Raw genomic sequence first — 23,145 nt, 5'->3', positions numbered from 1 at the left:
TCCTTACAATAAGGTAAGGAGAATGAGGAGAAGGATATGTCGATTGCGAAGGTGACAAGTAAGGGACAGGTCACAGTACCTGCGGCAATCCGTCGTGCTATGGGTTTGCATGATGGATCGGTCGTCAGGTTCGTTGCTACTGACCACGGTACGTATGAATTGATGCCTGCTGAGAAGTCGATTCGAGAATTGAAAGGACGGTTTTCCCGGTCCGGTCCCGCGGTCTCCATTGAAGAAATGAACGAAGCGATCGCTCAAGCCGCGTCTGACGGGATGGGAGATATAGAGTGATTGGTCTCGACACCAATGTTCTAGCGCGCTATATCGTTCGTGACGACGTCAAGCAGGCTGAGATTGCCGAGGAGGTCATCGACTCCCTTTCAGCGGAGAATCCGGGTTTTGTAACCCTAATAACAACTGTTGAGTTGTATTGGGTCCTTTCCCGCGTTTATCGACTTCCTGTTTCAGACACGCTCGAGGCGCTCCGCGACCTCGCTGAATCCACTGAAATAGAGGTTGAACAACCTGACGTCTTCTTCGCCGGGCTCCGGTCGGCCGAGCGTCAAGGCTCGGACCTCGCCGATGCGCTTATCGCTGGGATCGGGCTGCGTGCGGGAGTGGGATGTACCGTGACGTTTGATCGACGTGCCGCAAATCGGGCGGGAATGCGTTTGATCGGCGATTGAGGTATCGAGGCATGGCAACTTCGACTTCCTCACCACGGCTAAAACCGGAGGATTCCCCGCCAAGCGGTGAGCCCGAATGGCGCGGAATCCTCGCGGACTGTCCGGGTTCCCGCTGCTCAGGTCGAGGAACCCTCAAACGCTCTAGACAACCAACTCTGGTTCTTTCGCCTTGTTCGCGCTGCGCATTCCACTGAGCACGGCTCCAATGAACACACTGGCCATGTAGACGGCGAGGAATACGAACACCACGGTCGCGATACCCGCAGCGTCAAAGGCGAGCGCCACTGCCGTAATTGCGAGGATGGCGACGGCACGCACCGGCCACCCCAGCCCCAGACTCCGGTTGTCCACCGGTGAGGCGGCTTTGTCCAGCCCTGCTGCGAGGTCGTAGAAGTACAGGGCGATGACGGCGATGAGCGTGTAAATGGCCCAGAGCGGGACGTCGGCGGCGATTCCGGCTGCGGCGATGACTCCGAACTCCAAGGCACGCAATCCGGCCGGTATCCACCAGTCGAACAGCTGCACGTGTGCGGCTCGGGCTCCCGCCAGTCCGATCACGACGGCGACGGTACCGACGGCCAAGGTGATCCACTGCTGCTGTGTGGGTAGCACCAGTGCCAGTACGACGGCAATGGCGGCGGCGATGACGCCGAGCGCCACGGTCCCCAAGGGCCACAGGCGACCGCCGATGATCAGCAAGAGTCCGTCGTCGCGGTGGGTGTCCCGGTCGGAGCGGTCCAACGCTGCGGCGCGAGCGGCCAGGGTACGGACCAGTCGGCCCGCGCTGGTGTAGGCGAGCGCGAACAGTTGCCAGCCCAGTAGGACGCTCAGTCCTATTTGCGGTCCCCAGATCACGGCGACGACGGCCAATACCGCCCAACGGTCGCCGACTCCGGCCACGATCGTGCGCTTGACCCAGTAGAGGAACGAGCGGTGGGCGCTGATGACGTTGTTCGACGCCGCCTCAAGTTTGGCTCCGAGCGCTGATCCGGCTCCGGAACTCAGGCGTGTGCCTTCTCCTCGGGCGAAGTTGCGTGCCCGTTCGGCGACAGCGGTATCCAGCTGTACGGCGTACCAGGTGTCGGCGGTGTGGCGCACGGTCTGCACCACCAAGGCCAGAAGCGCGATCCACCATGCCGATTCGCCGCTCTGTGCGGCTCCGACGGCGAGACCGGCATAGATCACGTATTCCTTGGTGCGGTCGGCCATCATGTCCAGCCAGCCGCCGAAGGAGGAGAACTGCTGGGTGAAACGTGCCAGTTGCCCGTCGACGCAGTCGAAGACGAAGCTGAAGTACATCAATCCCGCACCGGCGATGTACCAGGGTGAGAATCCCGCCGCGAAGATTCCGGCGGCCGCTACGGCGAAGGCGATGGACCACCAGGTGATGGTGGTGGGTTTGAGCCGTAGACGTTCGGCTAGTTTGACCAACCATGGCGACCAGGAGCTGACCGTGTAGGTGGCGAAGATGTCGTCGTCGGCTTTCACCGCGTTACGCAGCCGCCATTGCCGGAGGTCGACCGCGTCGGCTTTTTCGCGGGTGGAGCCGGCCTGTTGTGGGTCGGTGGCCAAAAGATAGGGGAGTCCCGCGCTGCGGTAGGCGGTGACGGGGATGGCCTGGCGAGCCAGTGCCTCGGTCAGGGCGAGCACGGTATTGCGTTGTTCGCCGGGTTGTCCCCAGTGTCCGTGCATGGCGTCGCGATGTGCGCTGGACAGTTTGACGAGTCCCGCGTAGAACGACGCAGACGGTCCTTCTTGGACGATCAGGCCTCGGTCGACGACGACCGTGGGGCCGTCGGTGGGGTCGGAGCCGACCAGCAGCCCCGACCGTCGTGACGAATCGGCCACGACCGTATTGACAGTCGTCTGGCTGGCCACCAGATGACTGTCCACAAAGTACATATGCCCGGAGCCGGATTCGGCCAGGGATACCAGCTCGTCCCATGAACCGTCGGAGTGCACGATGCGGTCGACTCCGGCCTCGGTGAGCTGTTCTTCCAGACGAGTGCGGAGAGGGGTGCCGTCGGCGAACAGTGGTGAATCGTTGTCAATGACGACCGCTGTTGTCACTGGGCCGCCTTGACCGATGACGCCTCTGCTGTCGCCGCTTCCGGGGTGGCGGCCTGCTGCTGCTTTTTCTTTTTCTTCTTCCGCGCGGCGGTCTTCTTATCGATGACCTTGTTGTACGCCGTCAGAGCTTCCTCCACATCACTGTCGACGATCACTTCGCCCTTGTCGAGGAAGAGGCCGCGGTTGCAGTAACGCTTGAGGTCACCGGCGGAGTGGGAGACGAACACCAGCGTGCGGCCCTCGGCCAGCAGGTCCTGAATCACTCCGTGGCACTTTTCCTTAAAGGCCCGGTCGCCTACGGCCAACGCCTCGTCGACCAACAGAATGGGGTGCGGCAGCTGGGTGATGACGGCAAAACCGAGCCGAACCTTCATACCCGAGGAATAGTGCTTGACCGGAGTGTCGACGAAGTCTTCCAGCTCGGCGAACTCAATGATGTCGTCGAACCTGGCATTGATCTCCTTGCGCGACATGCCGTGCAACGAGCCCACCAGGTTAACGTTCTCGCGGCCCGTCAGGTCACCGCTGAAACCGGCCGAGAGAGCGATGAGCGGTGCCACTCGCCCCTCCCGACGGACATAACCCTCGTCGGGAATCAACACGCCGGTGATCAAGCGAAGCAGGGTGGATTTTCCTGTGCCGTTCGATCCGATGACACCGACCGCGTCACCGGGGAAGATGTCGAAGTTAACGTGGCGCAGCGGCCAGAAGTCCTGGCTGGCGCTGCCTTCTTTGTTCTTGGAACGCCGGACGAACAGATCCTTCAGCCGACCCTTTTTCTTTGAACCCTTCGGGAAACAAATACCGAGGTCGCGAGCCTGAATTATGGGCTCTATCACGACGTCCTCCCAGATGACGATGTAGCTTGAAAATACATGGTGAGGCCCGCGACGCGCGGTACGGCACCACCCGCGACCCTGCCATGCGGCCTCGTGGGCAAGTTTAACCCGGATGAAGCCCAGCTGGCAGTCCCGGGGGAACGGGAAGCCTCTTCCGACACCGGGTGACGACGCACTTGGCCCGGGACAAACCTGACAGTAATGTGAATATTACGCCAATTACCGGAAAAGCTAGGCTTTCCAGGGTCTTATCAGGATTGTGAGCTGCAATTATGTTGACGAAATTCTTTGCCCCGAGCCATGCCGGGCATTCGATTCCGATAAGCTCGCTGACACCATGACTCACAATGTGTCTTCGTCCCAAGCGCCCCATTGGCGGCCAAACCCGGCACACAACCCCGTGCGAATCCGACGCAACGACTGGAGCGTGCTGCGTCCCCCCGACACCGCCACGTGGACCCCGCACCTCACTGTGTCGATTGTCATCCCCGCATACGGTGGTCAAGAGAAACTAGATATCGTCCTGGCCGCGCTCGCCGCACAGGACTACCCCGAGGACTTGACCGAAGTCATAGTCGTGGACGACCACAGCGATCCCGCGCTGGAACTGTCACGGCCCCACCCGGCCAACACCACGATCATCCTGTCCGACGACGCCAACTGGGGTTCGGCCCACGCCGTCAACAGCGGAGTACGGCGGGCCGAGGGCGACATCGTCCTGCGTCTCGACGCCGACATGCTCGTGTTCCACGACCACGTCTCCGCCCACATGCGCTACCACCACGCCGCCGACAACCTCGTCGTACTCGGCCACAAACGGTTCGTGGACTGGAAACCCGGAACGTTTGAGGCGCAACAGGTCACCGACGCCGTCTCCTCCGGGAAAGCGAACGAACTGTTCGACACGGCCATGTCCGAACCGCACTGGATCGAAGGCTATATCTCCGACCACGACGACCTGCGGTATGGAACCTCCGACCTCTTCCGCGTCTTCACCGGAGCGACCGGATCACTGCCCCGCACGCTCTACAACGACGTCGGCGGCTTCGACGGCGATATGAAACTCGGCTCCGACACCGAATTCGGATACCGCCTGAATCAGGCCGGAGCGGTGTTCATACCCGAATCGAACTCCTCATCCTGGCACTTGGGAATGGGACAGATGAAAACCGCCCGCAAGGCAGGGCAACAACAACGCCTCCCCTTTCTCACCCAACGCATCCCCCTCTACCGGCAACGTCGCCTGGCACCGGCACGAAACTGGCGGGTCCCATTGGTCGACGTCATCGTGGAATACCGGGATAACATGAAAATCTCCCAGGTGGATAAGCTCCTCGCCCCACTTCTCGGCGGAAGCGTGCCGGACATCCGCGTCCACCTGATCAACCCCGCCGAGGCCACCGACACCCCACGCGGAAAAGTACTCGACGCCAAAGGCGGCCACTGGCCCCTGGTGCGCGAACTCTACGCCGCCGAACCCCGCGTCGTACTCGGCCGGACCGAACCCGACGTCGACCCCGCCGTCCCCTTCCGCCTCCACTGGCACGAAGGACGCACCGGACTCGACAGCATCCGATTCCTCTTCGAACGCATGGAAGCCGACCGCCTCGGGCTCCTCACCACCGGAGGTGCCGTACAGGTCAGGATGGAACGACAGGCGGCGTTCGCCCGCGCACGCCAATACGAGCCGCACGACCTGGACTCCGAGGTGAATCGAGTGTGGGGACACGCCAATATCTACACCTCGGACTTCAACCTCTGCCCCACGGTCTTCGACCCCAACGCCGGAGGCCACGACTCCCTCCCACGCCGAGCGATACGTCGCCTGTTCAGCGCTCGCCAACGCCGCTGGTTGAAACGAAACCTGAACCGCCTCAGAGGTCGCTGAAACTGCGTTCCAGCCGGGCCGTCAGGCCGGTGTGGCGCTTTCCGGTTCCCTTTGACTTCACCGCGATCATCATGGCGCGCTTGGAACCCACCAACACCACCAGACGCTTGGCGCGAGTGATCGCGGTGTAGAGGAGGTTGCGCCGCAACATGGTGTAGGCGGAGGTGGTCATGGGAACGACCACGGCGGGATACTCGCTGCCTTGGCTGCGGTGCACGGTGATGGCGTAGGCGTGGGTGAGCTCGTCCAATTCGGAGAAGTCGTACCCCACCTCTTCGTCCTCATCGGTGCGGATCGTGGCCGCCTGCGCGACGGTATCGATGTCGATCACCCTGCCGACCGTCCCGTTGAAGACGCCGTTGGCGCCCTTGTCGTAGTTATTGCGCAGTTGAATGACCTTGTCACCAGAGCGATAGATCCGACCGCCGTACTGCTTCTCAGGTTGTCCCTCCCGCGCCGGGGTGAGGGTCTCCTGCAGGAGGCGATTGAGATTTCCCGCTCCGGAGGGGCCCCGATGCATCGGCGTGAGCACCTGGACGTCGCGCGTGGGGTGCAGGCCGAAACGCTGCGGGATACGCTGTGCCACGATCTCCACCACCTTCTCCGGCAGAATCTCCTTGTCCTCGCACGAGAAAAAGAAGAAGTCGTCGTAGCCTTTGACGTCCGGTTCCTGCCCGTGATTGACCTGGTGCGCTCCGGCCACGACACCCGATTCAGCGGCCTGACGGAACACCTCGGTCAGGCGTACGCGCGGAATATCATTCGCCGCCAACAGGTCTCGGAGAACCTCACCTGCACCCACCGAGGGCAGCTGATCCACGTCGCCGACGAATAGAACGTGAGCCCCCGGAGGGACGGCCTTCACCAGCTTATTGGCCAAAATAGTGTCCAACATGGATGATTCGTCCACCACGAGAAGATCGACGTCCAGGGGATTGTCCCGATCATAGGCGGCGTCTCCACCCGGACGTAGCGACAACAAGCGGTGCACCGTCGTCGCCTCGTGACCGGTCAGCTCCGCAAGCCGTTTGGCGGCGCGCCCGGTGGGCGCGGTCAACATGACCTTCGCCTTCTTTGCTCGCGCCAAGGCCACGATCGACGAAACGGTAAAGCTCTTCCCACAGCCCGGGCCACCGGTCAGAACGGCGAACTTACTCGTCAACGCCAGCCTGACTGCTTCGCGTTGCTGTTCGGCCAAATCCGCGCCCGTCTGACGACGCAGCCAATCCAGGGCCCGGTCCCAGTCCACCGACTGGAACGTCGACATGCGGTCGGCCTTCTCCGACAGGAGCTGTGCGACGGTGCGGGCCAACCCACCTTCGGCGTGGTAGAACGGGGTGAGATAGCGGGCCGGGACCGTGGAGTCGTCTGCCGAGGGGATGTCGTCGGCTTTCACGTACTCGTCTTCCGCGATCAGTTCTTCGAGCGCCTTGTCCACCAATTCGGTATCGAGTTCCAGCATCGCGGCCGTATCGGAGATGAGATTCGGTTCCGGAAGGAAACAGTGTCCACCGTCGGTCGCTTGAGACAGGCTGTATTGCAGGGCGGCTTTGATGCGTTCGGGGGAGTCGTGGGCGATGCCGACCGCCTGGGCGATCGAGTCGGCGGTTTTGAACCCGATGCCCCACACGTCGTTGGCCAGTCGATACGGCTCGTTCTTGACCACGCCGATGGCGGCGTCTTCGTACTTTTTGTAGATCTTGACCGCCAGTGAGGTGGACACGTCCACCGACTGGAGGAAAACCATCACCTCTTTGATGGCCCGCTGCTCTTCCCACGCGGCGGTGATGGTGGCGGTGCGTTTGGGGCCCAGGCTGGGAACCTCGATCAGCCGGTCGGGATCGGTGTCGATGACGTCCAGTGTGTCGGGGCCGAAATGGCCCACGATCTTTTCGGCCGTCTTGGGGCCGACACCTTTTATCAACCCACTCCCCAGATACTTCTCAATGCCCTGGACCGTGGCGGGCAGAACGGTGCGGTATGACCAGACTTCGAATTGCCGCCCGTATTTGGCGTGAACGGTCCAGCGTCCGGTCACCACCAGGCTTTCTCCGATCTGGGCTCCCAAAAGCGGGCCCACAATGGTGATGAGTTCGCTCGACCGACCCTGTGAGGCCCGGGCGATGGTGTAGCCGGTTTCTTCGGAGGCGAAGGTAATGCGTTCGAGGACGACCTCGAGCGTGCGCCCGGGGTGCTGTGATTGGTGGTGCCCACCCGCATCGGTCATGGTGTCAGTCTAAACGGCGGGGCGGACAGGATTCTCTCCCGTTCGCCCCGCCGTCTAGCGCGTGACTCCGTCTGAGGAACTAACCGTTCTTTTCCAGTGCGTCGGTGGGCAGCAGACGCCAATCGCGGTTGGAGAAGAACTTGGAGGTCTCCTTCCGCAGGATGGGCGTCAGCATGATCAGTCCGATCAGGTTCGGAATGGCCATGAGGCCGTTGAAGACGTCGGAGATGCCCCAGAGGACGTCGAGGCTGGTGACGGCACCCACGAACACCACTAGCACGAACAGCGTGCGGTAGAGAAGTTTGAAGCGGTCACCGGCAAAGCGCTCCAGGCACTTTTCCCCGTAGTAGGACCAACCGAAGATGGTGGACATGGCGAACAGCACCACCGCCAGAGCGACGATCAGACCACCGGCGTCGCCCCAGCCGGAGAGGCCTTCCTCGAAGGCTAGACGGGTGAGGTCGGCTCCTTCGACCATGACCGTTTCGCCGTCGTCGTTGACCCGTTCCGTGCCCAGCACGCCGGTGACGGCGATGGTCAAGCCGGTCAGGGTGACCACGATGATGGTGTCGATGAACGTCTGCGTCATGGACACCATGGCCTGGCGTGGCGCGGCGTCGGTCTTGGCGGCTGCGGCCGCGATACCGCCGGTACCGAGGCCGGACTCGTTGGAGAAGATCCCTCGGGCGACACCCGCGCGGACCACGGTGATGATACCGGCACCGACGAACCCGCCGACCGCCGACGAGCCGGTGAAGGCGTCGGAGAAGATCGAATTGAGAGCCGCGCCGAGTTGATCGATGTTCAATATCAGGACCGCCAGTGTTCCGGCGATGTACAGGACGATCATGAACGGTACGAACAAGGACGTGACACGTCCGATCCATTTGATACCGCCCAGAATCACCAAACCGGCGACGACCATCATGATGATTCCGACCAGGCTGTTGTCAACGCCTTCCCACTGTCCGGTGATAGCGGACGACACGTTGCCCGATTGGAGGGCGTTACCGATACCGAACGAGGCGACAACGCCGAAGACGGCGAAGGACAGGCCGAGAATCGCACCGATGCGTTTCTTGACCGGTTCGGACAGGTAGGTGATGTCGGCGAGGCCGCGAGTCAAGTATTGCTGCGGTCCACCGGATTGCTCCCCGTGCTCATTGACAGTGCGGTACTTGACACCGAGCAGCGCTTCCGAGTATTTGGTGGCCATACCGAGCAGACCGGTGATCCACATCCAGAACAGCGCACCCGGTCCGCCGAGGGTGAACGCGGCGGCCACACCACCGATGTTCCCCACACCGACCGTGGCGGCCAGGGCCACCGACAGGGCTTGATAGTGGCTGATGTCGCCTTCGGTGTCACGGGCTTCGTGGCGTTTGAAGAACGCCAGCCAGAGACCGTAACCGAGTCGGCGGAACTGAATTCCGCCCAAGGCGCTGGTCAAAATAATACCGGCACCAAGCAAGAGCGGGATCAGAAGAAAAGGTCCCCATACAAAAGTGCTGGTGGCGCTCACGACCCCCTCAATCGGGGCCGTGGCGGAATTGACCCACTCTTCCAGCTTGGAGCCAAATTCGTCTAGGAAATTCACGGATTCTCCTGGGGTGGTTGCGTTGGGTTGGCCAACGCGACAGCGGGCACGGACGCGACCGACGATTCAGGGCGGCCCGTGCCGTGCGGGTCGCATCATCGGTCCTATAAGTGGCCCCCATCATAGTACTTTCGCCGCTCGGTCTCGACGCCGGGCCACGCGACAACGCCACCGTTCGAGCGGTTTGACACACCATGACGTTACAGTCAGTGGCATGTCTGAGAATGCTTGGTACCAAGGGCCGTTGATGGGTTTCGACACTGAGACCACCGGCGTCGTACCGAAAAAAGATCGCGTCATACAGGCCGGAATCGTCACCGAGAAGAAGGACCACGACTGGTTGATCAATCCTCAGGTCCCCATCGACCCCGGTGCGGTGGCCGTCCACGGAATCAGCGATGACAAGGTAAAGGCCGAAGGAATCGATCCCAAGGCCGCTCTGGAAGAGGTCGCCGCCCACTTGAGAACGGCGATCGAGGAGCGAATTCCCGTCGTGATCTACAACGCGCCGTTCGACCTCACCCTGATGTACTACGAGTTCGAACGTCATGGCATCACCGATGTGGATCTGGAGCGCCTCCTCATCGTCGATCCGCTCGTGCTTGATAAGCAAATGGATCGTTTCCGAAAGGGAAAGCGCAAGCTCGACATCGTCGCCGCCCATTACCGCGTCGAACTGTCCGACGCCCATTCCGCGTTGGCCGATGCCCGTGCTTCGGTGGCATTGGCACGGATTCTGGGAGAACGGTTCGCGGATCTGGCCGCTATGGACGCGGCGGAACTGTGTGCGGCGCAGAAGGAATGGTATGCGGCGGATAAAGAACGCTTCGAAGCCTGGCTGCGGTCGAAGGGCCGTGACGCCGATATCGATCGCCGGTGGCCGCTGGCGCTCTAAAACAGCGCGACCCGTCCAACGGTGTCAGCTCCACAAACACAAAATTGGACCCCGGCCTAAGCCGGGGTCCAAGAAATCAAGTTACGTGATCAACAGCCATCAGAACTGAACATGCGCCATAAAGCCAGCGAGTTTCCTGCGGAACGCAGAAGCGGTAGTGCTGCCTGTGATCCCTATAGAGCGTTGCCGTCACTCCATCCTCAGGGACGAGCCAACTGGCGAGCTGCTAACTACGCGCGCAGCGCGTGTCCCACGGCGGTAGTGCTGCCTGTGATCCCTAAAGAGCTCAACCACTGCACGGTTCCCACGGATATACCAACTGGCGAGCCGCTAACAACGCGCGAAGCGCGTGTGCAGCGGCGGTAGAGCTGGAGAAGAGCTCAGGTTGTTCCAGGTGCTTCAGATTTGCGCGAGGAGGACTCGCAGCGGCCTCATGGCCGCAAGAGGCCCCCACAGCGCAAAGATGGAGTGCCTGGGGCAAGCTGAGCGGTCACCTCACCTAATGTCCACCCATCCCCGGGGCTTCGACGTGCTCGGCTTCTTCTTGTTGAGTGGCCTGTCCTACCGGGAGGTTGAGCGTGATCGTCTCGGTGCTTTCGGAGGTCTCACCGTCGCGGTCGGTGGTGGTGATGTCGAAGGTGAAGGTGACCTCCACATCTTGTCCGGACGCCAGTGATTCGTTGAGGCCTTCCAGCTGTAGGTAGCCGGGCGTTTGGTCGCCTTCGAGGCTGTTCTTGTCGAGACGGACGAAACCGTTCTTCTCGAGGGTGATGTCAATGTCACCGCCGGTGATTTGTTCGTCCTCGGTGCCTTCGGCATCCTCTTCGGTTGTGTCAACGTCGCCTTCGGCGTCTTCACCTTCCTGGGTGCCGTCCTCGGCGTCCTCTTGGTCGGTGCCTTCGTTGGCGTCGTTTTCGGCTGCGTCGTCGGCGGTCTCGCCGTCGCCTTGCTCTTCGTCGGCCGTTTCGCCGTCTTCTTCGCCTTCACCTTCGGTTTCGTCGGCGGGCTCCTCTTCCGGTTGTTCCGGTTCGGGCTCGGCCGCGTCGGCGGAGACGAACGTGACGTCGTCGGCCGCGTCGGTCGTGACGTCGGTAAGAGTGGCGGTGGAGTCGGGGCCGATTCCGAGCCACACGCGGAGTGCGGCGTTGTCGCCTTCCGCGTAGCCCTCGGGGGAGTCGAATTCGACCTGCAAGTCACGTAGGGAGACCGGGCCGGCATCCGCGTTGATGCCCGCAACGGCACTCTGCTTGATTTCAGTTTGGGAGTTGAGTCCCGCTCCGCATGCTGACAGGCCGATGCCGGCAGCAGCAGCGATCGCAAGGGCTGCCGTCCGTCCCATGAGACGGCGATTGAAGTTTCCGGATGCCACCGTCGGTTCCTCCTTGGAATTTAGGCACTACCCGTAGCCTAAAGGACGTCGTGAGTCGGCCTGAACCAACCTGGTGAAAATGGAGTGGCGACCACTACTTTACGGGCGTGCGAAGATCACTCATTTCAAGGTTTCATCGGTTCATACATGCTCTTCTGCCGTAGAGTAATCAATCACATACCATTTGAACAGGGCGTCAGCTGTCATCAGCGTTCGGGGCCAACCGTCCCCGCGTGTTAGGCTAGACACAGCGAAAGGGGTTTCAATCCTATGGGTTTTAGTGTTGGTGAAACCGTTGTATATCCCCATCATGGGGCTGCTTTGATTGAGGCTGTTGAAACACGCGTCATAAAAGGCGTGCAACAGGAATATCTCGTACTACGAGTCGAGCAAGGGGATCTCACGGTTAAGGTTCCCGCGAACAATGTGGAGATGGTCGGCGTCCGCGAGGTCGTCGGCAGCGATGGACTCACCGAAGTGTTCGATGTACTTCGTGAGCCTTTCACTGAAGAACCGTCAAACTGGTCGCGCCGGTACAAGGCCAACGTCGAAAAAGTCGCCTCCGGTTCCCCGCTGAAAATAGCCGAAGTCGTTCGTGACCTCTGGCGTCGAGAGCAAGATCGTGGCCTGTCCGCCGGGGAAAAGCGCATGTTGACCAAGGCGCGCGAAATCCTCGTGGGAGAAATCGCACTCGCCGAACAATGCGATAAAGACAAGGCCGAAGTCATCATGGACAAGATTCTGGTCGCCGAGACTCACATTCGCTAAGGCGACTGCTACGTTTCGGATGTGAACGACGAACAGACCGCATCCGCAATCCACGACGATTCGAATACACCAAGGGCCGGCGCGAGTGTCCCTCCTCCGCCCGCACTGGTGATCGGGCACGGTAGTGACGTCCATCGCTTCGATGTGGATGCTCCCTGTCGTCTCGCCTGTCTGGAATGGCCCGACTCCCCCGGGCTGGCGGGGCACTCCGATGGAGACGTGGCCGCACACTCGGTATGCGACGCACTACTGAGTGCGTCAGGACTGGGTGATCTCGGTAGCAATTTCGGCACCTCTCGGCCGGAATGGGCCAATGCCACCGGTGCCGAACTGTTGCGTGAAACGCTGCGACGACTGGAACAGACGGAATGGCGCATCGTCAACGTCAGCATCCAGATCATTGGCAAGCGCCCCAAAATCGCCCCGCGACGCCATGAAGCCGAATCCGCGATGAGCGGGATACTTCACGCGCCGGTACGCTTGTCGGCCACCACGACCGACGGTCTCGGTTTCACCGGACGTGGGGAAGGTGTGGCCGCCACCTCCACCGCGCTGCTGTACGGCATCCGGCCTCCCACCGGGACAACCGACTCGCGCTAAACTGGCCGGACGTGGGTGACGACCCGTTTCCCACCCAATAGACGACTTGTAACGATGTGAACAGGGTCGCGAGCGCCAACGACGTGAAGCGGGGCGGAGGTCATACGACTCGGTGTTGCGGGGCCACGCAACGCGTGCCGACCGGCCTCCCGCACCGGCGTTGAGCGTGACCGCGCTCTCTGCCAGGCGACGTGCCGCGCGGCGCCTGAGCGGCCTCGACCGATATAAGGATGTGCCTTGGACGACGATTCCACCCGCCGGACGGCCGACGAATTCACCCAACGAGCCGAGGTCTTTTACGACCTCGATCGACTGCCGGAAGCGAAAACCGAGATCGAATCCGCCCTGGCCGTCGAACCGTTCCACGTCGATGCCAACGCTTTGGCGGCGTCCCTCGCGTTGGCGGAGGAGGACGCCGAGGGCGCGTTGACCTATGCGTCCACGGCCCTCAGTTTTGAACCATTGCACGAACGTGCTTGGATCACCCGCGGCTACGCGCTCGCACGTCTGAAGCGCCGCGACGAGGCGAAACAGGCGGCCGAGACCTTGTTGACCACCAATCCGGATTCGTGGATGCTCAATGTGCATTACGCCTTGATCGTTCGGGAGTCCGGTGCGGCTCAACCGGCTTTGGACGCGGCGTGGAATGCGGTGCGTCTGGCACCGGACGAACAGCGAACGCATCTGACTCTCGCGGCCGTGGCCGAGAGTCTGGATATGGACGACCTGGCCAAGCGCGCTCGTCAGGCGGCGCAGGATGTGGATCAGGAGACCGTCACTCCACAGGAACTGCGTGACAAACGGGGCCCGGAGGAGGAATCGGGGAAGTCGCGACCGGTGGAGGTCAGTGCGGACGACCCGCAGTGGCGCGAGAAATTGTTCTCGGGAGGTCCGCTGCGTGGCCCGCTCCTGCGGTCGGTTCTGGCCGGGATCACCGGAGTGTTCGGGGTATTGGCGTTGTTGAGTACCGCCACTCCGACCGGGGGTCGGGTCATGTTCGGGATCATTGCCTTGGCCGCCGGTATCGCTTGGGCCATCGTTCTGCAGAAACATCGCCAGGACCCGAACTGAGCCGTATCGGTGGCCGCCCGGAGTCACCCTCGCCTGCCTCGCTCGTTATTCCAGTGCCAACAGGTTTGACACAAGGAGCGAGAATACATGAGCAGCTGGATAAAGGGCGCCGATGAGAGCCTGTTCAACAGCCACAATCTTCCCCTCGGGGTTTTTTCCACCGCGGAGGACGAGACTCCGCACATCGGGGCTCGAATCGGAGATTACGTTCTGGACCTGCACAAGGCGGTAGAATCCGGCGATTGCCAAACCTGCCCGTCCTGTACGGCATTGCGAGACCCCGCTCTCAACCGTTTCCTCATGATGGGTAAGTCGGTGTGGCAGACGGTCCGTGCCCAGGTGGTACAGGCGGTCACGGAGCCGAGTCTGGAGGAGGTCGCCGAAACCTGGATGCATCCGCTTTCCGAGGTGGCGATGCATTCGCCGTTGCTGGTCACGGATTTTGTGGATTTCAATTCCTCAGAAGCGCACGCCGCGAACATGGGGCGGTTGCGTCGCAGCGGTGCGGAGGTGCTTCCGGCCGGTTGGAGGGCACAACCCCAGAGCTACAGCGGAAGGGCGTCCAGCGTGTTTCCCTCCGGGCTCGAATTGGCCCGACCCATGGGGTATCGGCGCGATCAGACCGGTGTCGTGCAGTACGGCCCGACGCGGGCACTTGATGTGGAGGCCGAGGTCGGGTTCATCGTCGGAGGTGAATCGGGACTGGGGGTCACCCTTAGCCCGGACGACTTTTCCGGCCATGTCTTCGGTGCGGTCCTTTTGAACGATTGGACGGCCCGCGACTTTAGCGTCGAGGAGAACATCGCCACCGGACCGCAGGCGTCCAAGGGATTCGCCACCTCCATGAGCGCGTGGGTGACGCCGCTGGAGGCTCTGGACGCGGCCATTTCCATGGCCCCCGCACAGGACGGACAGGCCGTCGGCCACCTGAAGGAATCCGATCGCTTTGGCTACGACATTCAGCTGGCGTTGGAAATCAACGGTCAGGTGGTGTCGCGTCCACAGTTCGGGGACAATTACTGGACGCCTCCGCAGCTGATGAGCCAGTTGACGAGTAACGGCGTACCGGTCCGGGCGGGAACGTTGTTCGGTTCCGGTGCCGTGTCCGGCGCGGTGCGCGAACAGTGCGGGACGCTTCTGGAGATGACCTGGGCGGGTCAGGAACCGCTCCGGGTGGGCAATGAGCCCAGGATCTATCTGGAGGACGGTGACGAGGTGCGTCTGACGGCCACGGCACCCGGTCCGCAAGGAGCGACGATCGCTCTTGGGGAAGTGGAGACGGTGATTCAACCGGCGCGCCGGTAGGACGCCCGGCCGGTTCCGATCGCGGTCGATGCATCGACCGCGCGCTGAGAGTCGGAACCGGCGTTCAGGCGAACGTCGGATCGGTCAAACTGCACGATTCGAAGCGCGACATGAGTCGCCCGTCGTGGACTTAGTTGAAGTGCTGGTTGACGTCGTCGAGGTCCTCGGCGAAATCGACTTCGATCACGCTGTGGGCGGAAATGTCGATGGCCTCGAACTGTAGGCCGTCCTTTTCGATCGCCAGTTCCACTCCGCGCTCGAAATAGTCCTGGTCGTCGACTTCCTGCAGGCGCTGGGTGAGGCGAATCCGGTCGTCGGCCGAGATGTAGTTGATGCCCACCGCTTCACCGAGGCCGTTTTCCACCTTCTTGGACAATTGGTTGATGTAGCCGTCGGGACCGAGGGTGTACTTCACCTCTTCATCACTGACCGACGCGGTGTTGACACTGATGAAGGAGCGGTCGGTGGCAATGTGGGGAAGCAAGGCGTCGAGAACCTGAGGTTCGAAGACCACGTCGCCGTTGAGCCACAGAACTCCGCCGGGACCCAAGGTTTCCAAGGCTTTCAAGAGGGATTTCGAAGTATTGGTGTCACCGTAGTTCTGGTTGTAAATAAATCCGACGTCCGGAACCTCTTCCATGATGACTTCCTTTTTGAAGCCCACGACGAGTTGCGGAGTGACGCGGGAGAAGCGGGACGTGAGTAGCCGGAGTGAGCGTCCCATGATGGTTTCACCGGTATTGAGCTGTGTTAGGGACTTGGGGTGTGGCTTGCCGAGGCGAGAGCCGACCCCGGCGGCCAGAATGACGATGTTTAGTGACATGTAATATCCTTACTTCCGGTAACAATGTGCTGCGATAGCGCCGCAATTCGATGGGAAACGCCGATCCACCGGCCGTCGACGAGGTTCGTGGATCGCGCCGGCTACAGTGCCACGATATTACCTCAGTTAATTCCGGTTGAATTTGTAGGTAAAACGGTAATATGCAGCATGGCTCGACCCTTTTTAGTGAGTGGTTTCACAACGGGGAGTTGAGGTGTGCCGCCTCGGTGCGAGCGCGCTCCACCTCGAGCGATACGGGACGACATTTGGACGGTGGTCAATCATGCTCAAGCGGTATCCAGCGACGGTGACGGCGGTGGTCTTGGCGGGAGGGATCGGCAGGCGTATCGCGGGCGAGGTCCCCAAGCAGCTGATGGAGGTCGCGGGGAAAACCCTGCTGGAGCGGTCCGTCGGAGCCTTTGCCGAGCACGACATGGTGGACGAGGTCCTCGTGGTGATGGCGGCGGAGTTCCACGCTCAGGCGGAGCGGACGTTGCGTTCAAGTGATCTCGCGGTAAAACCGGAGATCATTGCGGGTGGTCGGGATCGGAGCGACAGTACGGCCGCCGCTTTGCGATATCTGAACGCCCGGCACGACGGGGCGCGCAAAGTTCTCATTCACGATGCCGCGCGGCCTCTCGTCTCGCAACGATTGATAGGTGACGTCGTCGACCGTTTGGAGGCGTATTCAGCGGTCGACGTGGCCATTGGCGCCGCCGACACGATGATTACCACTACGACCGACGTCGAGGGTGAGGAGATTCTGGAGTCGGTGCCCGAACGCAGCCGCCTGCGGCGGGTGCAGACTCCGCAAGGGTTCCGTCTCGACGTTCTGTCGCGGGCGTTCGACGGAGCTCGAGACGATCCTGATTTTCAAGTCACCGACGATTGCTCGGTCGTACACCGATATCTGCCGGACGTCGATGTTTCCGTGGTGGCGGGGGAGGAGACGAACTTCAAGGTCACCCGCCCCATCGACATGGTCATGGCCGATACGATTCTGCGCTTGCCACGCCAAGACGACGACTTGGACGGTGCGCTACGGGATTGGGTGACGGACCGGAATCCGTGAAAGCCAATGACTGTCACCTATGTGGCGAGGTGAGACGGAACATCCATCCGGGTTGTACGGTCGTGGCGGCATGAATTGGCGCTCGTAAGCCTACTCACAGACCGATCGGCTAAATTTGTGGTCATCACTCGCGTTTACGTACCATACAGAAAGATTTAAGCGATCCATCCATTGGTGTGTACCTGCGTCAGTACCCACGGTTCACCGCCGCGGTGCGCGGGGAGCGAGACACCGGTAATACGCGAACTTCGCCGGCTCGGTGCGATGGTCCATCCTGAAAGTTGAGGTCAATGAAGGCAAAGTTGAATAAAGTGCTGCGTAGTGCGGTGAATATACTGGGGCTACTCGCTCTCGTCAGTGCCTTTGTATATCCCGAGTCGCTTCTGGCGGTCTATTTCGCGGCACTGGTTTTGGGGTTTGCCTGGTACCGGTCGACTAGTAACTTTACTGCTTTCATAGCGCCTCGCATGATGGGCGTGGGGGCCGTCGTCGGTAACATCTGGATGATCCAACCGGACCGGTACGCCTATTTCGCCTCTGCTCTCGCCTTTGCCGGAACCCTCGCCATCGGGAACTACATCAAGCGAGGACTGGCCTTCGATTACCTCGCGACCTACAACTTGGAGGTGCACCGCTCACTGTTTCGGCGGCTCACCGCTCCCAAAGTCGCTACCAAGGCAACCAACGCACTGGGTACCACGCTTGTCTTGGTCGCCTTTATTCCCGACGGATGGGCGCAGCTGGGCGTCGACATCGTAATGTTGGCCGGCACCGCTACCGTGCTCGGGGTCATCGGCCTCCGGGTCCTTGATTCAATAGTTAAGCGCCGCAATGATGCCCACGTGGTCGATGCGGATGTCATGGAGGCGGTGGAACGGCTGCAGCCGCGATTCATCTTTCACTTCGCGGGAATGCCGGGCTCGCAGTATCACATCAACATGTGGCTCCCGTTCTTCGACGAGGTGCCCGATCCGTACTTGATCGTGGTTCGCGATGCCCATCTACTGGAGGGCACCGCCGAGATCACCGACACTCCCATCGTGTACGCGCCCCGCCAGGCGGTATTGGAGCAATTGCTTCCCGAGACGGTCCGCGCCTGCTTTTATTCGAATCACGCGGTCAAGAACGCTCACCTCATCCGTAACGGTGACTGCATTCATGTGCAACTCATGCACGGTGACTCCGACAAGGCGATCAGCCGTTCCGCTCTTGCTCTCATGTACGACCAGGTCTATGTGGCGGGACAAGCGGGAGTCGATCGTTATCACCAGCACGGCGTGGACATCCCGAACTACAAGTTCCGCATCATCGGGCGTCCGCAGCTACACGAGATCGAGATCGGGGAACGGTTCCGCGCCACCGGCGAACGCCCGGTCGTGCTGTACACCCCGACCTGGGCCGGTATGAATTCCACGGTCGACTACTCCTCACTGTCCCAAGCCGAGGACATCGTCGACAGCCTGTTGCGTCGCGACGTCGACATCATGTTCCGTACGCACCCTTACACCGGATCGAACGCGGCCTACGGACGCATTCGCGACAACATCCAACGCAAACTGGCGGACGACGCCGCTCAAACGGGAAAAAACCATCGATACGGTGCCGCCGCCGAAACGGATTTGACTCTCGCCGAGTGCATCAACCTGGCCGACGTCGCCGTCAGCGACGTATCGGGTACGGCCTCCGACTGGCTGTACTCCGCGAAACCGTTCGCCATGACCGACCCGCAAGGATTCGAAGACGAGTACGAGATCGAATTCCCGATTTCACGGGCCTCCTATCTCCTCCGGCACGACCTGTCGAACCTGGAAGAGGTACTCGACGAACTGCTCGATACCGACAGTAAGAAACCTCAGCGGGAACGGATTCGTTCACATTATCTGAGCGACATCAAACCCGAGGAACTCATATCCTCCTTTGTGGATACAGTGCGGTCAACCTACGCCACGCCGGTGGTCAAGGATGCCACCGCAGCCAACGCCGGCATTTAGAATCAAAGGATATTCTTTGGTGTCGAGTGTGTCCCAGTAATGGGAGTGTGAGGGCAATGGCAGGAACGGCGTTGAGTGGCGGCACGGTGCCGTGGGCACATGAACAGACCCTCTGGAGCGACGGGAAGGGCGCTCGCGGTCACGGTCGCCTGTCAACGGAGATGTGACCGTGAAGGCTCAATTGCGTCGATTGGTTCGCCTGGGGGTGAGCCTGGGAGCGGTCGTGGCCGTCGCCTTCGCCCTCGTGGTTCCGCACAGCTATATCGGGCTTGTTCTCGCGCTGGGCGTCCTGGGATTCGTCTGGTATCGGTGCCGCCGCAACATCGCCGCCTATATGAGCACCCGCCTGCTGAGCCTATCGGCCGTGGCGGTACAGGTGTGGCGGCTGGAGCCGGACCGGATTCTGCTTGTCGCGGTCTTCCTGTGCATTGCGTTCGTGGCATTGAGCGGGTACGTGCGTCGCGCGCTCAACATCGGCTATTTGGAGGCCGACAATCTCGATGTGCGCCGCTCTCAATCCGGTCGTTGGGTCAGCCGTCGCAGGATCACCAAAATGGGCAATTCCGTGCTCGTTCTCGTCACGGTAGCCGCCTTTGTCCCGGACGGGCGATGGCAGGGCGCGATCGATCTGTTCGTATCGGCAATCACGATTCTGGTCGTGTCCTTTGCTTTCTACCAGGGCCTTATCGGCTTGTGGCGGCGTCGGAACGATCCACATCCGGTCGATTACGAGGTCGTTGAGGCGGTCGAGCGGTTGCGGCCGCGATTCATCATCCATTTCGCGGGCACACCCGGTTCTCAATATCAATTGAAGATGTGGTTGCCTTATTTCGACGCGATTCCCGACCCGTTCCTCATAGTCGTCCGCGAGCCCTATCTGTTCAACGCCATCGCGCGTGAAACGGATAGGCCGATCGTTTTCGCCCCGGCCCAATCGATTCTGGATCGTTTGATGCTGGATTCGGTACGGGCGTGTTTTTACTGCAATCACGCCATCAAGAACACTCAGGTGGTCAAGAACGGCGACCGGATGCATATACAGCTCATGCACGGTGATTCGGACAAGGCGATCAGCCGCTCGGCGGTCTCGTTGATGTACGACCGGGTATTCGTAGCGGGCCAAGGCGGCGTCGATCGCTACCACAGGCACGGCGTCGACATTCCCCACTACAAGTTCCGCATTATCGGTCGTCCACAGTTGCACGCGGTCGATACGGATGACCGTCGCAGCCGAGACGGTGGCGAATCGAGCCGGCCGACCGTTCTGTACGCCCCGACGTGGGCCGGATTGAACTCGGAGGCCGACTATTCGTCGTTGGCCCAAGCACATCGGATCGTGGCCGCGTTGTTGCGACGGAATGCGAACGTCGTGTTTCGCTCGCACCCGTACACCAAAGCCAACCCGAACTACTCACGGGCGGTCGCACAGGTGCAGCGGATCTTGGCCGACGACCAGGATAAAAGCGATCGAATCCATCGGTTCGGTGCCGCCGCTGAAATCGACATGGGATTGATCGACTGCATCAACGCCGCTGATGTCGCGATCACCGACATCAGCGGGACGGCCTCGGATTGGCTCTACTCCGGCCGACCGTTCGCCATGACCGATCCGCGCGGTTTCGGTGCGGATTACGTTGATGAGTTCCCCATCTCGCGAGCGTCGTACCTCCTGCGGTCGGATCTGTCCAATATAGACGAAGTTCTCGACGAACTCATGCACTACGACACCAAGGCAGAAGAGCGACAACGGATGCGGGCGTATTACCTCAGCGACGTTCCGCCCGAAATGCTGATCGACCGATTCGTGGAAGCCTGCCGCGAAACGTACGAAGAGCCGGTGGTCAAGCGTGCCTGGGTCGCCGAATCCGGAGTGTGAACCGAATGCGGCGGCCCACGACGACGCTTTAGAGCTTTAGACCTGCTGCAGGTCGGCCACGATGGTGGAGTAGTGCGAACGCACCCGCTCGTCGGACGGGTCGTCCTCGGGCGTCCAGTGCACGGCGAGACGCTCATAGGTCGTATTGCGTTGCGCCGGTATCCGATCCCCGGTACGGATGAGATTGACCAGCTCGCCCAGTTTGGACTGGTTCCGCGCTCCGGCGGAGGAGATGACGTTCTCCTCCAACATGATCGATCCGAGGTCGTCCACGCCGAGGTGCAGGCTGAGCTGCCCGGCGGCCTTGCCGACCGTCAGCCAGGACGACTGCAGGTGAACGATGTTGTGGAAGTACAGCCGGGCGACGGCGAGCAGACGGAGGTATTCCAGGGCCGTCGCCTGAGTGCGTCCCTTGAGGTGGTTGTTCTCCGGCTGATAGGTCCAAGGGATAAAGGAACGGAAACCGCCGGTCCGATCCTGGACGTCACGGATGAGGCTGAGGTGTTCGATGCGCTCGGCGGCCGTCTCCCCGGTTCCCATCATCATGGTGGCGGTCGACCGCAGTCCGTGGTTGTGGGCGACCTCCATGATCTCCAGCCAACGGCGACCGCTTTCCTTGAGCGGCGCTATCGCCGTGCGGGGGCGTTCGGGGAGCATTTCGGCCCCGGCCCCGGCCACCGAGTCCAGTCCGGCGGCTTTGATGCGCCGGATGACCTCGTCGACGGCGATGTCGCTGACGCGTGACATGTGGTCGATCTCGCTGGGGCCGATGGAGTGGATGACCAGTTCGGGATAGTGCTCCTTGACCGTGGAGAACAGTTCCTCGTAGTACTCCACGCCGAAGTCCGGGTGGTGGCCGCCCTGCAGCATCACCTGGGTGGCGCCGAGATCGACGGCCTCACCGCAGCGCCGGAGTACCTCGGCGTTGTCGTGCGTCCAGCCCTCGGAGTGTTTCGGGGCTCGGTAGAAGGCGCAGAACTTGCACGCGGTCGTACACACGTTGGTGTAGTTGATGTTGCGATCGATGATGTAGGTGACGATATTGTCGCCGATGATGCGCTGCCGTGCGTGGTTGGCGGCTTCCGCGAGCGCGTGGAAGGGAGCCTCGGTGTAGAGGTGAAGCGCTTCGTCGTCGGAGATGCGATCGCCGTCGGCGGCGCGAGCGAGAATATCGTCAGAGTGAGCCATGCTCTCGAGGGTAACCCCGCTAATCGACGTAGTACAGCTCGGTGTGGATCTCTGCCGACCGCGTCTCTTCGATGACCTCCTTGACTCCCAGCACGAGTTCATAGGGGCCGCAGAGGAACCATTCGTCGATGCCGTCGGGGTCGATGAGTTTTTCGCGGAAGATGTCGCGCATCCGATCGGGGGTGAGACGCCCCGACAGCAGCGGGTGGTCGGTTTCCTCGCGGGTGCGGATGTGGTGGAGGCGTAGACGGTCGCCGAAGGTCTCCTTGAGTTCGCGGAGCTCGGCGTCGTACATGACCGTCTCGGCGCTGCGGTTGGAGTACAGCAGCGTGACCGTCGCGCCCGTCTCCAGCGCGGTGGTGGCGATGGAGATGATCGGGGTGATTCCCGATCCGGCCACGACCGAGGCGTAGTGTTTCCCACTCTCGAAGTCCGTCGTGAAATGCCCCATCGGCGGCATGACCTCTAGAGTCTCGCCTTCGGTCAATTGCCGGTTGGCGAAGTTGGAGAACGAACCGGTGGGGATGGATTTGATTCCCATGCGCAGTGATCCGTCACGTTCCAATTCGGCCGGGGTGGAGGCGATGGAGTAGGAGCGGCGGATCTCGGTACCGTCCGGAGCCAGACGCTGGAAGGTCAGGTGCTGCCCGGACTGGAAGGCGAACGCCGGACGCAGCTCTTCGGGAACGTGGAGAGTCACTTCGACCGAGTCGGCTGTGAGGTGGCGAATCCGGCTGACGTTCAGTTTGTGCCAGCTGGGGCGCTTTTTCTTCGACTTGGTAATGGTGACGCTCATATTGATTTCTCCTGCCGGTCGGGGTCGTCTCCGGTCCGGTGCTCATCGTCGAGGTGGTGGTCGAGCCCCTGTTTGTGGGCAATG

Annotated in this window: 19 protein-coding genes; 11 read left to right on the top strand and 8 right to left on the bottom strand. The window is 61.3% G+C overall.

Annotated features, from left to right (window positions below; all coding sequences use genetic code 11):
* Nucleotides 1-36: 36 nt before the first annotated feature.
* Both HALAL_RS0104100 and HALAL_RS0104095 read left to right on the top strand, forming a co-directional pair.
* The gene (locus HALAL_RS0104100) at nucleotides 37-291 is read left to right on the top strand and encodes an AbrB/MazE/SpoVT family DNA-binding domain-containing protein (protein ID WP_025272779.1); all 255 of its coding nucleotides are present in this window, start codon (nucleotides 37-39) and stop codon (nucleotides 289-291) included.
* Nucleotides 288-686: a type II toxin-antitoxin system VapC family toxin gene (locus HALAL_RS0104095; protein ID WP_025272778.1), complete on the top strand. Its 399-nt coding sequence runs from the start codon at nucleotides 288-290 to the stop codon at nucleotides 684-686. Before HALAL_RS0104100 ends, HALAL_RS0104095 begins: the two co-directional genes overlap by 4 nt.
* Before the next feature lie 141 nt (nucleotides 687-827).
* Here the strand turns inward: HALAL_RS0104095 and HALAL_RS0104090 are convergent, their stop codons facing one another.
* Together HALAL_RS0104090 and HALAL_RS0104085 are read right to left on the bottom strand one after the other, a co-directional pair.
* A complete protein-coding gene (locus HALAL_RS0104090; protein ID WP_025272777.1) occupies nucleotides 828-2,756 on the bottom strand; it encodes a CDP-alcohol phosphatidyltransferase family protein in 1,929 nt (642 codons plus the stop codon).
* Nucleotides 2,753-3,595, bottom strand: coding sequence for an ABC transporter ATP-binding protein (locus HALAL_RS0104085; RefSeq protein ID WP_025272776.1), 843 nt, complete (start codon nucleotides 3,593-3,595; stop codon nucleotides 2,753-2,755). Before HALAL_RS0104085 ends, HALAL_RS0104090 begins: the two co-directional genes overlap by 4 nt.
* A gap of 400 nt (nucleotides 3,596-3,995) precedes the next feature.
* On the opposite strand from HALAL_RS0104085, the gene HALAL_RS0104080 reads away from it, so the two are divergent.
* The gene (locus HALAL_RS0104080) at nucleotides 3,996-5,483 is read left to right on the top strand and encodes a glycosyltransferase family 2 protein (protein ID WP_211240421.1); all 1,488 of its coding nucleotides are present in this window, start codon (nucleotides 3,996-3,998) and stop codon (nucleotides 5,481-5,483) included.
* Here HALAL_RS0104080 and recD2 read toward each other — a convergent pair.
* Together recD2 and HALAL_RS0104070 are read right to left on the bottom strand one after the other, a co-directional pair.
* Complete coding sequence (gene recD2, locus HALAL_RS0104075) at nucleotides 5,470-7,710, bottom strand: SF1B family DNA helicase RecD2 (protein ID WP_025272774.1); 2,241 nt, start codon at nucleotides 7,708-7,710, stop codon at nucleotides 5,470-5,472. The genes HALAL_RS0104080 and recD2 overlap by 14 nt on opposite strands.
* A gap of 79 nt (nucleotides 7,711-7,789) precedes the next feature.
* Nucleotides 7,790-9,244, bottom strand: a complete 1,455-nt coding sequence (locus tag HALAL_RS0104070; protein ID WP_025272773.1) for an alanine/glycine:cation symporter family protein — start codon at nucleotides 9,242-9,244, stop codon at nucleotides 7,790-7,792.
* A 277-nt stretch (nucleotides 9,245-9,521) separates the two neighbouring features.
* Here HALAL_RS0104070 and HALAL_RS0104065 point away from each other — a divergent pair, with 277 nt between their 5' ends.
* Nucleotides 9,522-10,202 carry an exonuclease domain-containing protein gene (locus HALAL_RS0104065; protein ID WP_025272772.1) on the top strand — a complete coding sequence of 227 codons (681 nt, stop codon included), beginning with the start codon at nucleotides 9,522-9,524 and terminating at the stop codon, nucleotides 10,200-10,202.
* A gap of 499 nt (nucleotides 10,203-10,701) precedes the next feature.
* Here HALAL_RS0104065 and HALAL_RS17330 read toward each other — a convergent pair whose 3' ends face one another.
* Complete coding sequence (locus HALAL_RS17330; protein WP_025272771.1) at nucleotides 10,702-11,571, bottom strand: hypothetical protein; 870 nt, start codon at nucleotides 11,569-11,571, stop codon at nucleotides 10,702-10,704.
* 270 nt (nucleotides 11,572-11,841) lie between these two features.
* Here HALAL_RS17330 and HALAL_RS0104050 point away from each other — a divergent pair, with 270 nt between their 5' ends.
* The 4 genes from HALAL_RS0104050 to HALAL_RS0104035 all read left to right on the top strand — a co-directional run bounded on the left by HALAL_RS0104050 (nucleotide 11,842) and on the right by HALAL_RS0104035 (nucleotide 15,315).
* Entirely contained in the window at nucleotides 11,842-12,339 is a 498-nt protein-coding gene (locus tag HALAL_RS0104050) for a CarD family transcriptional regulator (RefSeq protein WP_025272770.1), read from the top strand.
* A gap of 108 nt (nucleotides 12,340-12,447) precedes the next feature.
* A complete protein-coding gene (gene ispF / locus HALAL_RS0104045) occupies nucleotides 12,448-12,939 on the top strand; it encodes a 2-C-methyl-D-erythritol 2,4-cyclodiphosphate synthase (protein ID WP_029767347.1) in 492 nt (163 codons plus the stop codon).
* A gap of 237 nt (nucleotides 12,940-13,176) precedes the next feature.
* A complete protein-coding gene (locus HALAL_RS0104040; protein WP_025272768.1) occupies nucleotides 13,177-14,010 on the top strand; it encodes a tetratricopeptide repeat protein in 834 nt (277 codons plus the stop codon).
* A gap of 87 nt (nucleotides 14,011-14,097) precedes the next feature.
* A complete protein-coding gene (locus HALAL_RS0104035) occupies nucleotides 14,098-15,315 on the top strand; it encodes a fumarylacetoacetate hydrolase family protein (protein ID WP_025272767.1) in 1,218 nt (405 codons plus the stop codon).
* A 130-nt stretch (nucleotides 15,316-15,445) separates the two neighbouring features.
* On the opposite strand, the gene HALAL_RS0104025 is transcribed toward HALAL_RS0104035, so the two are convergent.
* Entirely contained in the window at nucleotides 15,446-16,138 is a 693-nt protein-coding gene (locus HALAL_RS0104025) for a phosphocholine cytidylyltransferase family protein (RefSeq protein WP_025272766.1), read from the bottom strand.
* Nucleotides 16,139-16,421: 283 nt separating this feature from the next.
* On the opposite strand from HALAL_RS0104025, the gene HALAL_RS0104020 reads away from it, so the two are divergent.
* The 3 genes from HALAL_RS0104020 (at nucleotide 16,422) to HALAL_RS0104010 (ending at nucleotide 21,077) form a co-directional block, all read left to right on the top strand.
* Nucleotides 16,422-17,210, top strand: coding sequence for an IspD/TarI family cytidylyltransferase (locus HALAL_RS0104020; RefSeq protein WP_025272765.1), 789 nt, complete (start codon nucleotides 16,422-16,424; stop codon nucleotides 17,208-17,210).
* A 290-nt stretch (nucleotides 17,211-17,500) separates the two neighbouring features.
* Nucleotides 17,501-19,201, top strand: a complete 1,701-nt coding sequence (locus HALAL_RS16490; RefSeq protein WP_025272764.1) for a CDP-glycerol glycerophosphotransferase family protein — start codon at nucleotides 17,501-17,503, stop codon at nucleotides 19,199-19,201.
* Nucleotides 19,202-19,370: 169 nt separating this feature from the next.
* Complete coding sequence (locus HALAL_RS0104010) at nucleotides 19,371-21,077, top strand: CDP-glycerol glycerophosphotransferase family protein (protein ID WP_156937590.1); 1,707 nt, start codon at nucleotides 19,371-19,373, stop codon at nucleotides 21,075-21,077.
* 36 nt (nucleotides 21,078-21,113) lie between these two features.
* Here HALAL_RS0104010 and mqnC read toward each other — a convergent pair whose 3' ends face one another.
* On the bottom strand, nucleotides 21,114-22,265 hold the full coding sequence (mqnC, locus tag HALAL_RS0104005) for a cyclic dehypoxanthinyl futalosine synthase (RefSeq protein WP_025272762.1): 1,152 nt from the start codon (nucleotides 22,263-22,265) through the stop codon (nucleotides 21,114-21,116).
* 19 nt (nucleotides 22,266-22,284) lie between these two features.
* A complete protein-coding gene (locus HALAL_RS0104000; RefSeq protein WP_025272761.1) occupies nucleotides 22,285-23,061 on the bottom strand; it encodes an FAD-binding oxidoreductase in 777 nt (258 codons plus the stop codon).
* Between the last annotated feature and the right edge of the window lie 84 nt (nucleotides 23,062-23,145).

Origin of the sequence: Haloglycomyces albus DSM 45210 (assembly GCF_000527155.1) — a bacterium.
Taxonomy (GTDB): Bacteria; Actinomycetota; Actinomycetes; order Mycobacteriales; family Micromonosporaceae; genus Haloglycomyces; species Haloglycomyces albus.
This window is presented reverse-complemented; position numbering and strand designations above follow the sequence as displayed.

What these genes read in the sequence shown, in the direction of transcription:
- HALAL_RS0104025 (WP_025272766.1), bottom strand. Translation starts at nt 16,138, where the DNA reads ATGTCACTAAACATCGTCATTCTGGCCGCCGGGGTCGGCTCTCGCCTC.
- mqnC (WP_025272762.1), bottom strand. Translation starts at nt 22,265, where the DNA reads ATGGCTCACTCTGACGATATTCTCGCTCGCGCCGCCGACGGCGATCGC.
- HALAL_RS0104065 (WP_025272772.1), top strand. Translation starts at nt 9,522, where the DNA reads ATGTCTGAGAATGCTTGGTACCAAGGGCCGTTGATGGGTTTCGACACT.
- HALAL_RS0104035 (WP_025272767.1), top strand. Translation starts at nt 14,098, where the DNA reads ATGAGCAGCTGGATAAAGGGCGCCGATGAGAGCCTGTTCAACAGCCAC.
- recD2 (WP_025272774.1), bottom strand. Translation starts at nt 7,710, where the DNA reads ATGACCGATGCGGGTGGGCACCACCAATCACAGCACCCCGGGCGCACG.
- HALAL_RS16490 (WP_025272764.1), top strand. Translation starts at nt 17,501, where the DNA reads ATGAAGGCAAAGTTGAATAAAGTGCTGCGTAGTGCGGTGAATATACTG.
- HALAL_RS0104050 (WP_025272770.1), top strand. Translation starts at nt 11,842, where the DNA reads ATGGGTTTTAGTGTTGGTGAAACCGTTGTATATCCCCATCATGGGGCT.
- HALAL_RS0104000 (WP_025272761.1), bottom strand. Translation starts at nt 23,061, where the DNA reads ATGAGCGTCACCATTACCAAGTCGAAGAAAAAGCGCCCCAGCTGGCAC.
- HALAL_RS0104020 (WP_025272765.1), top strand. Translation starts at nt 16,422, where the DNA reads ATGCTCAAGCGGTATCCAGCGACGGTGACGGCGGTGGTCTTGGCGGGA.
- HALAL_RS0104100 (WP_025272779.1), top strand. Translation starts at nt 37, where the DNA reads ATGTCGATTGCGAAGGTGACAAGTAAGGGACAGGTCACAGTACCTGCG.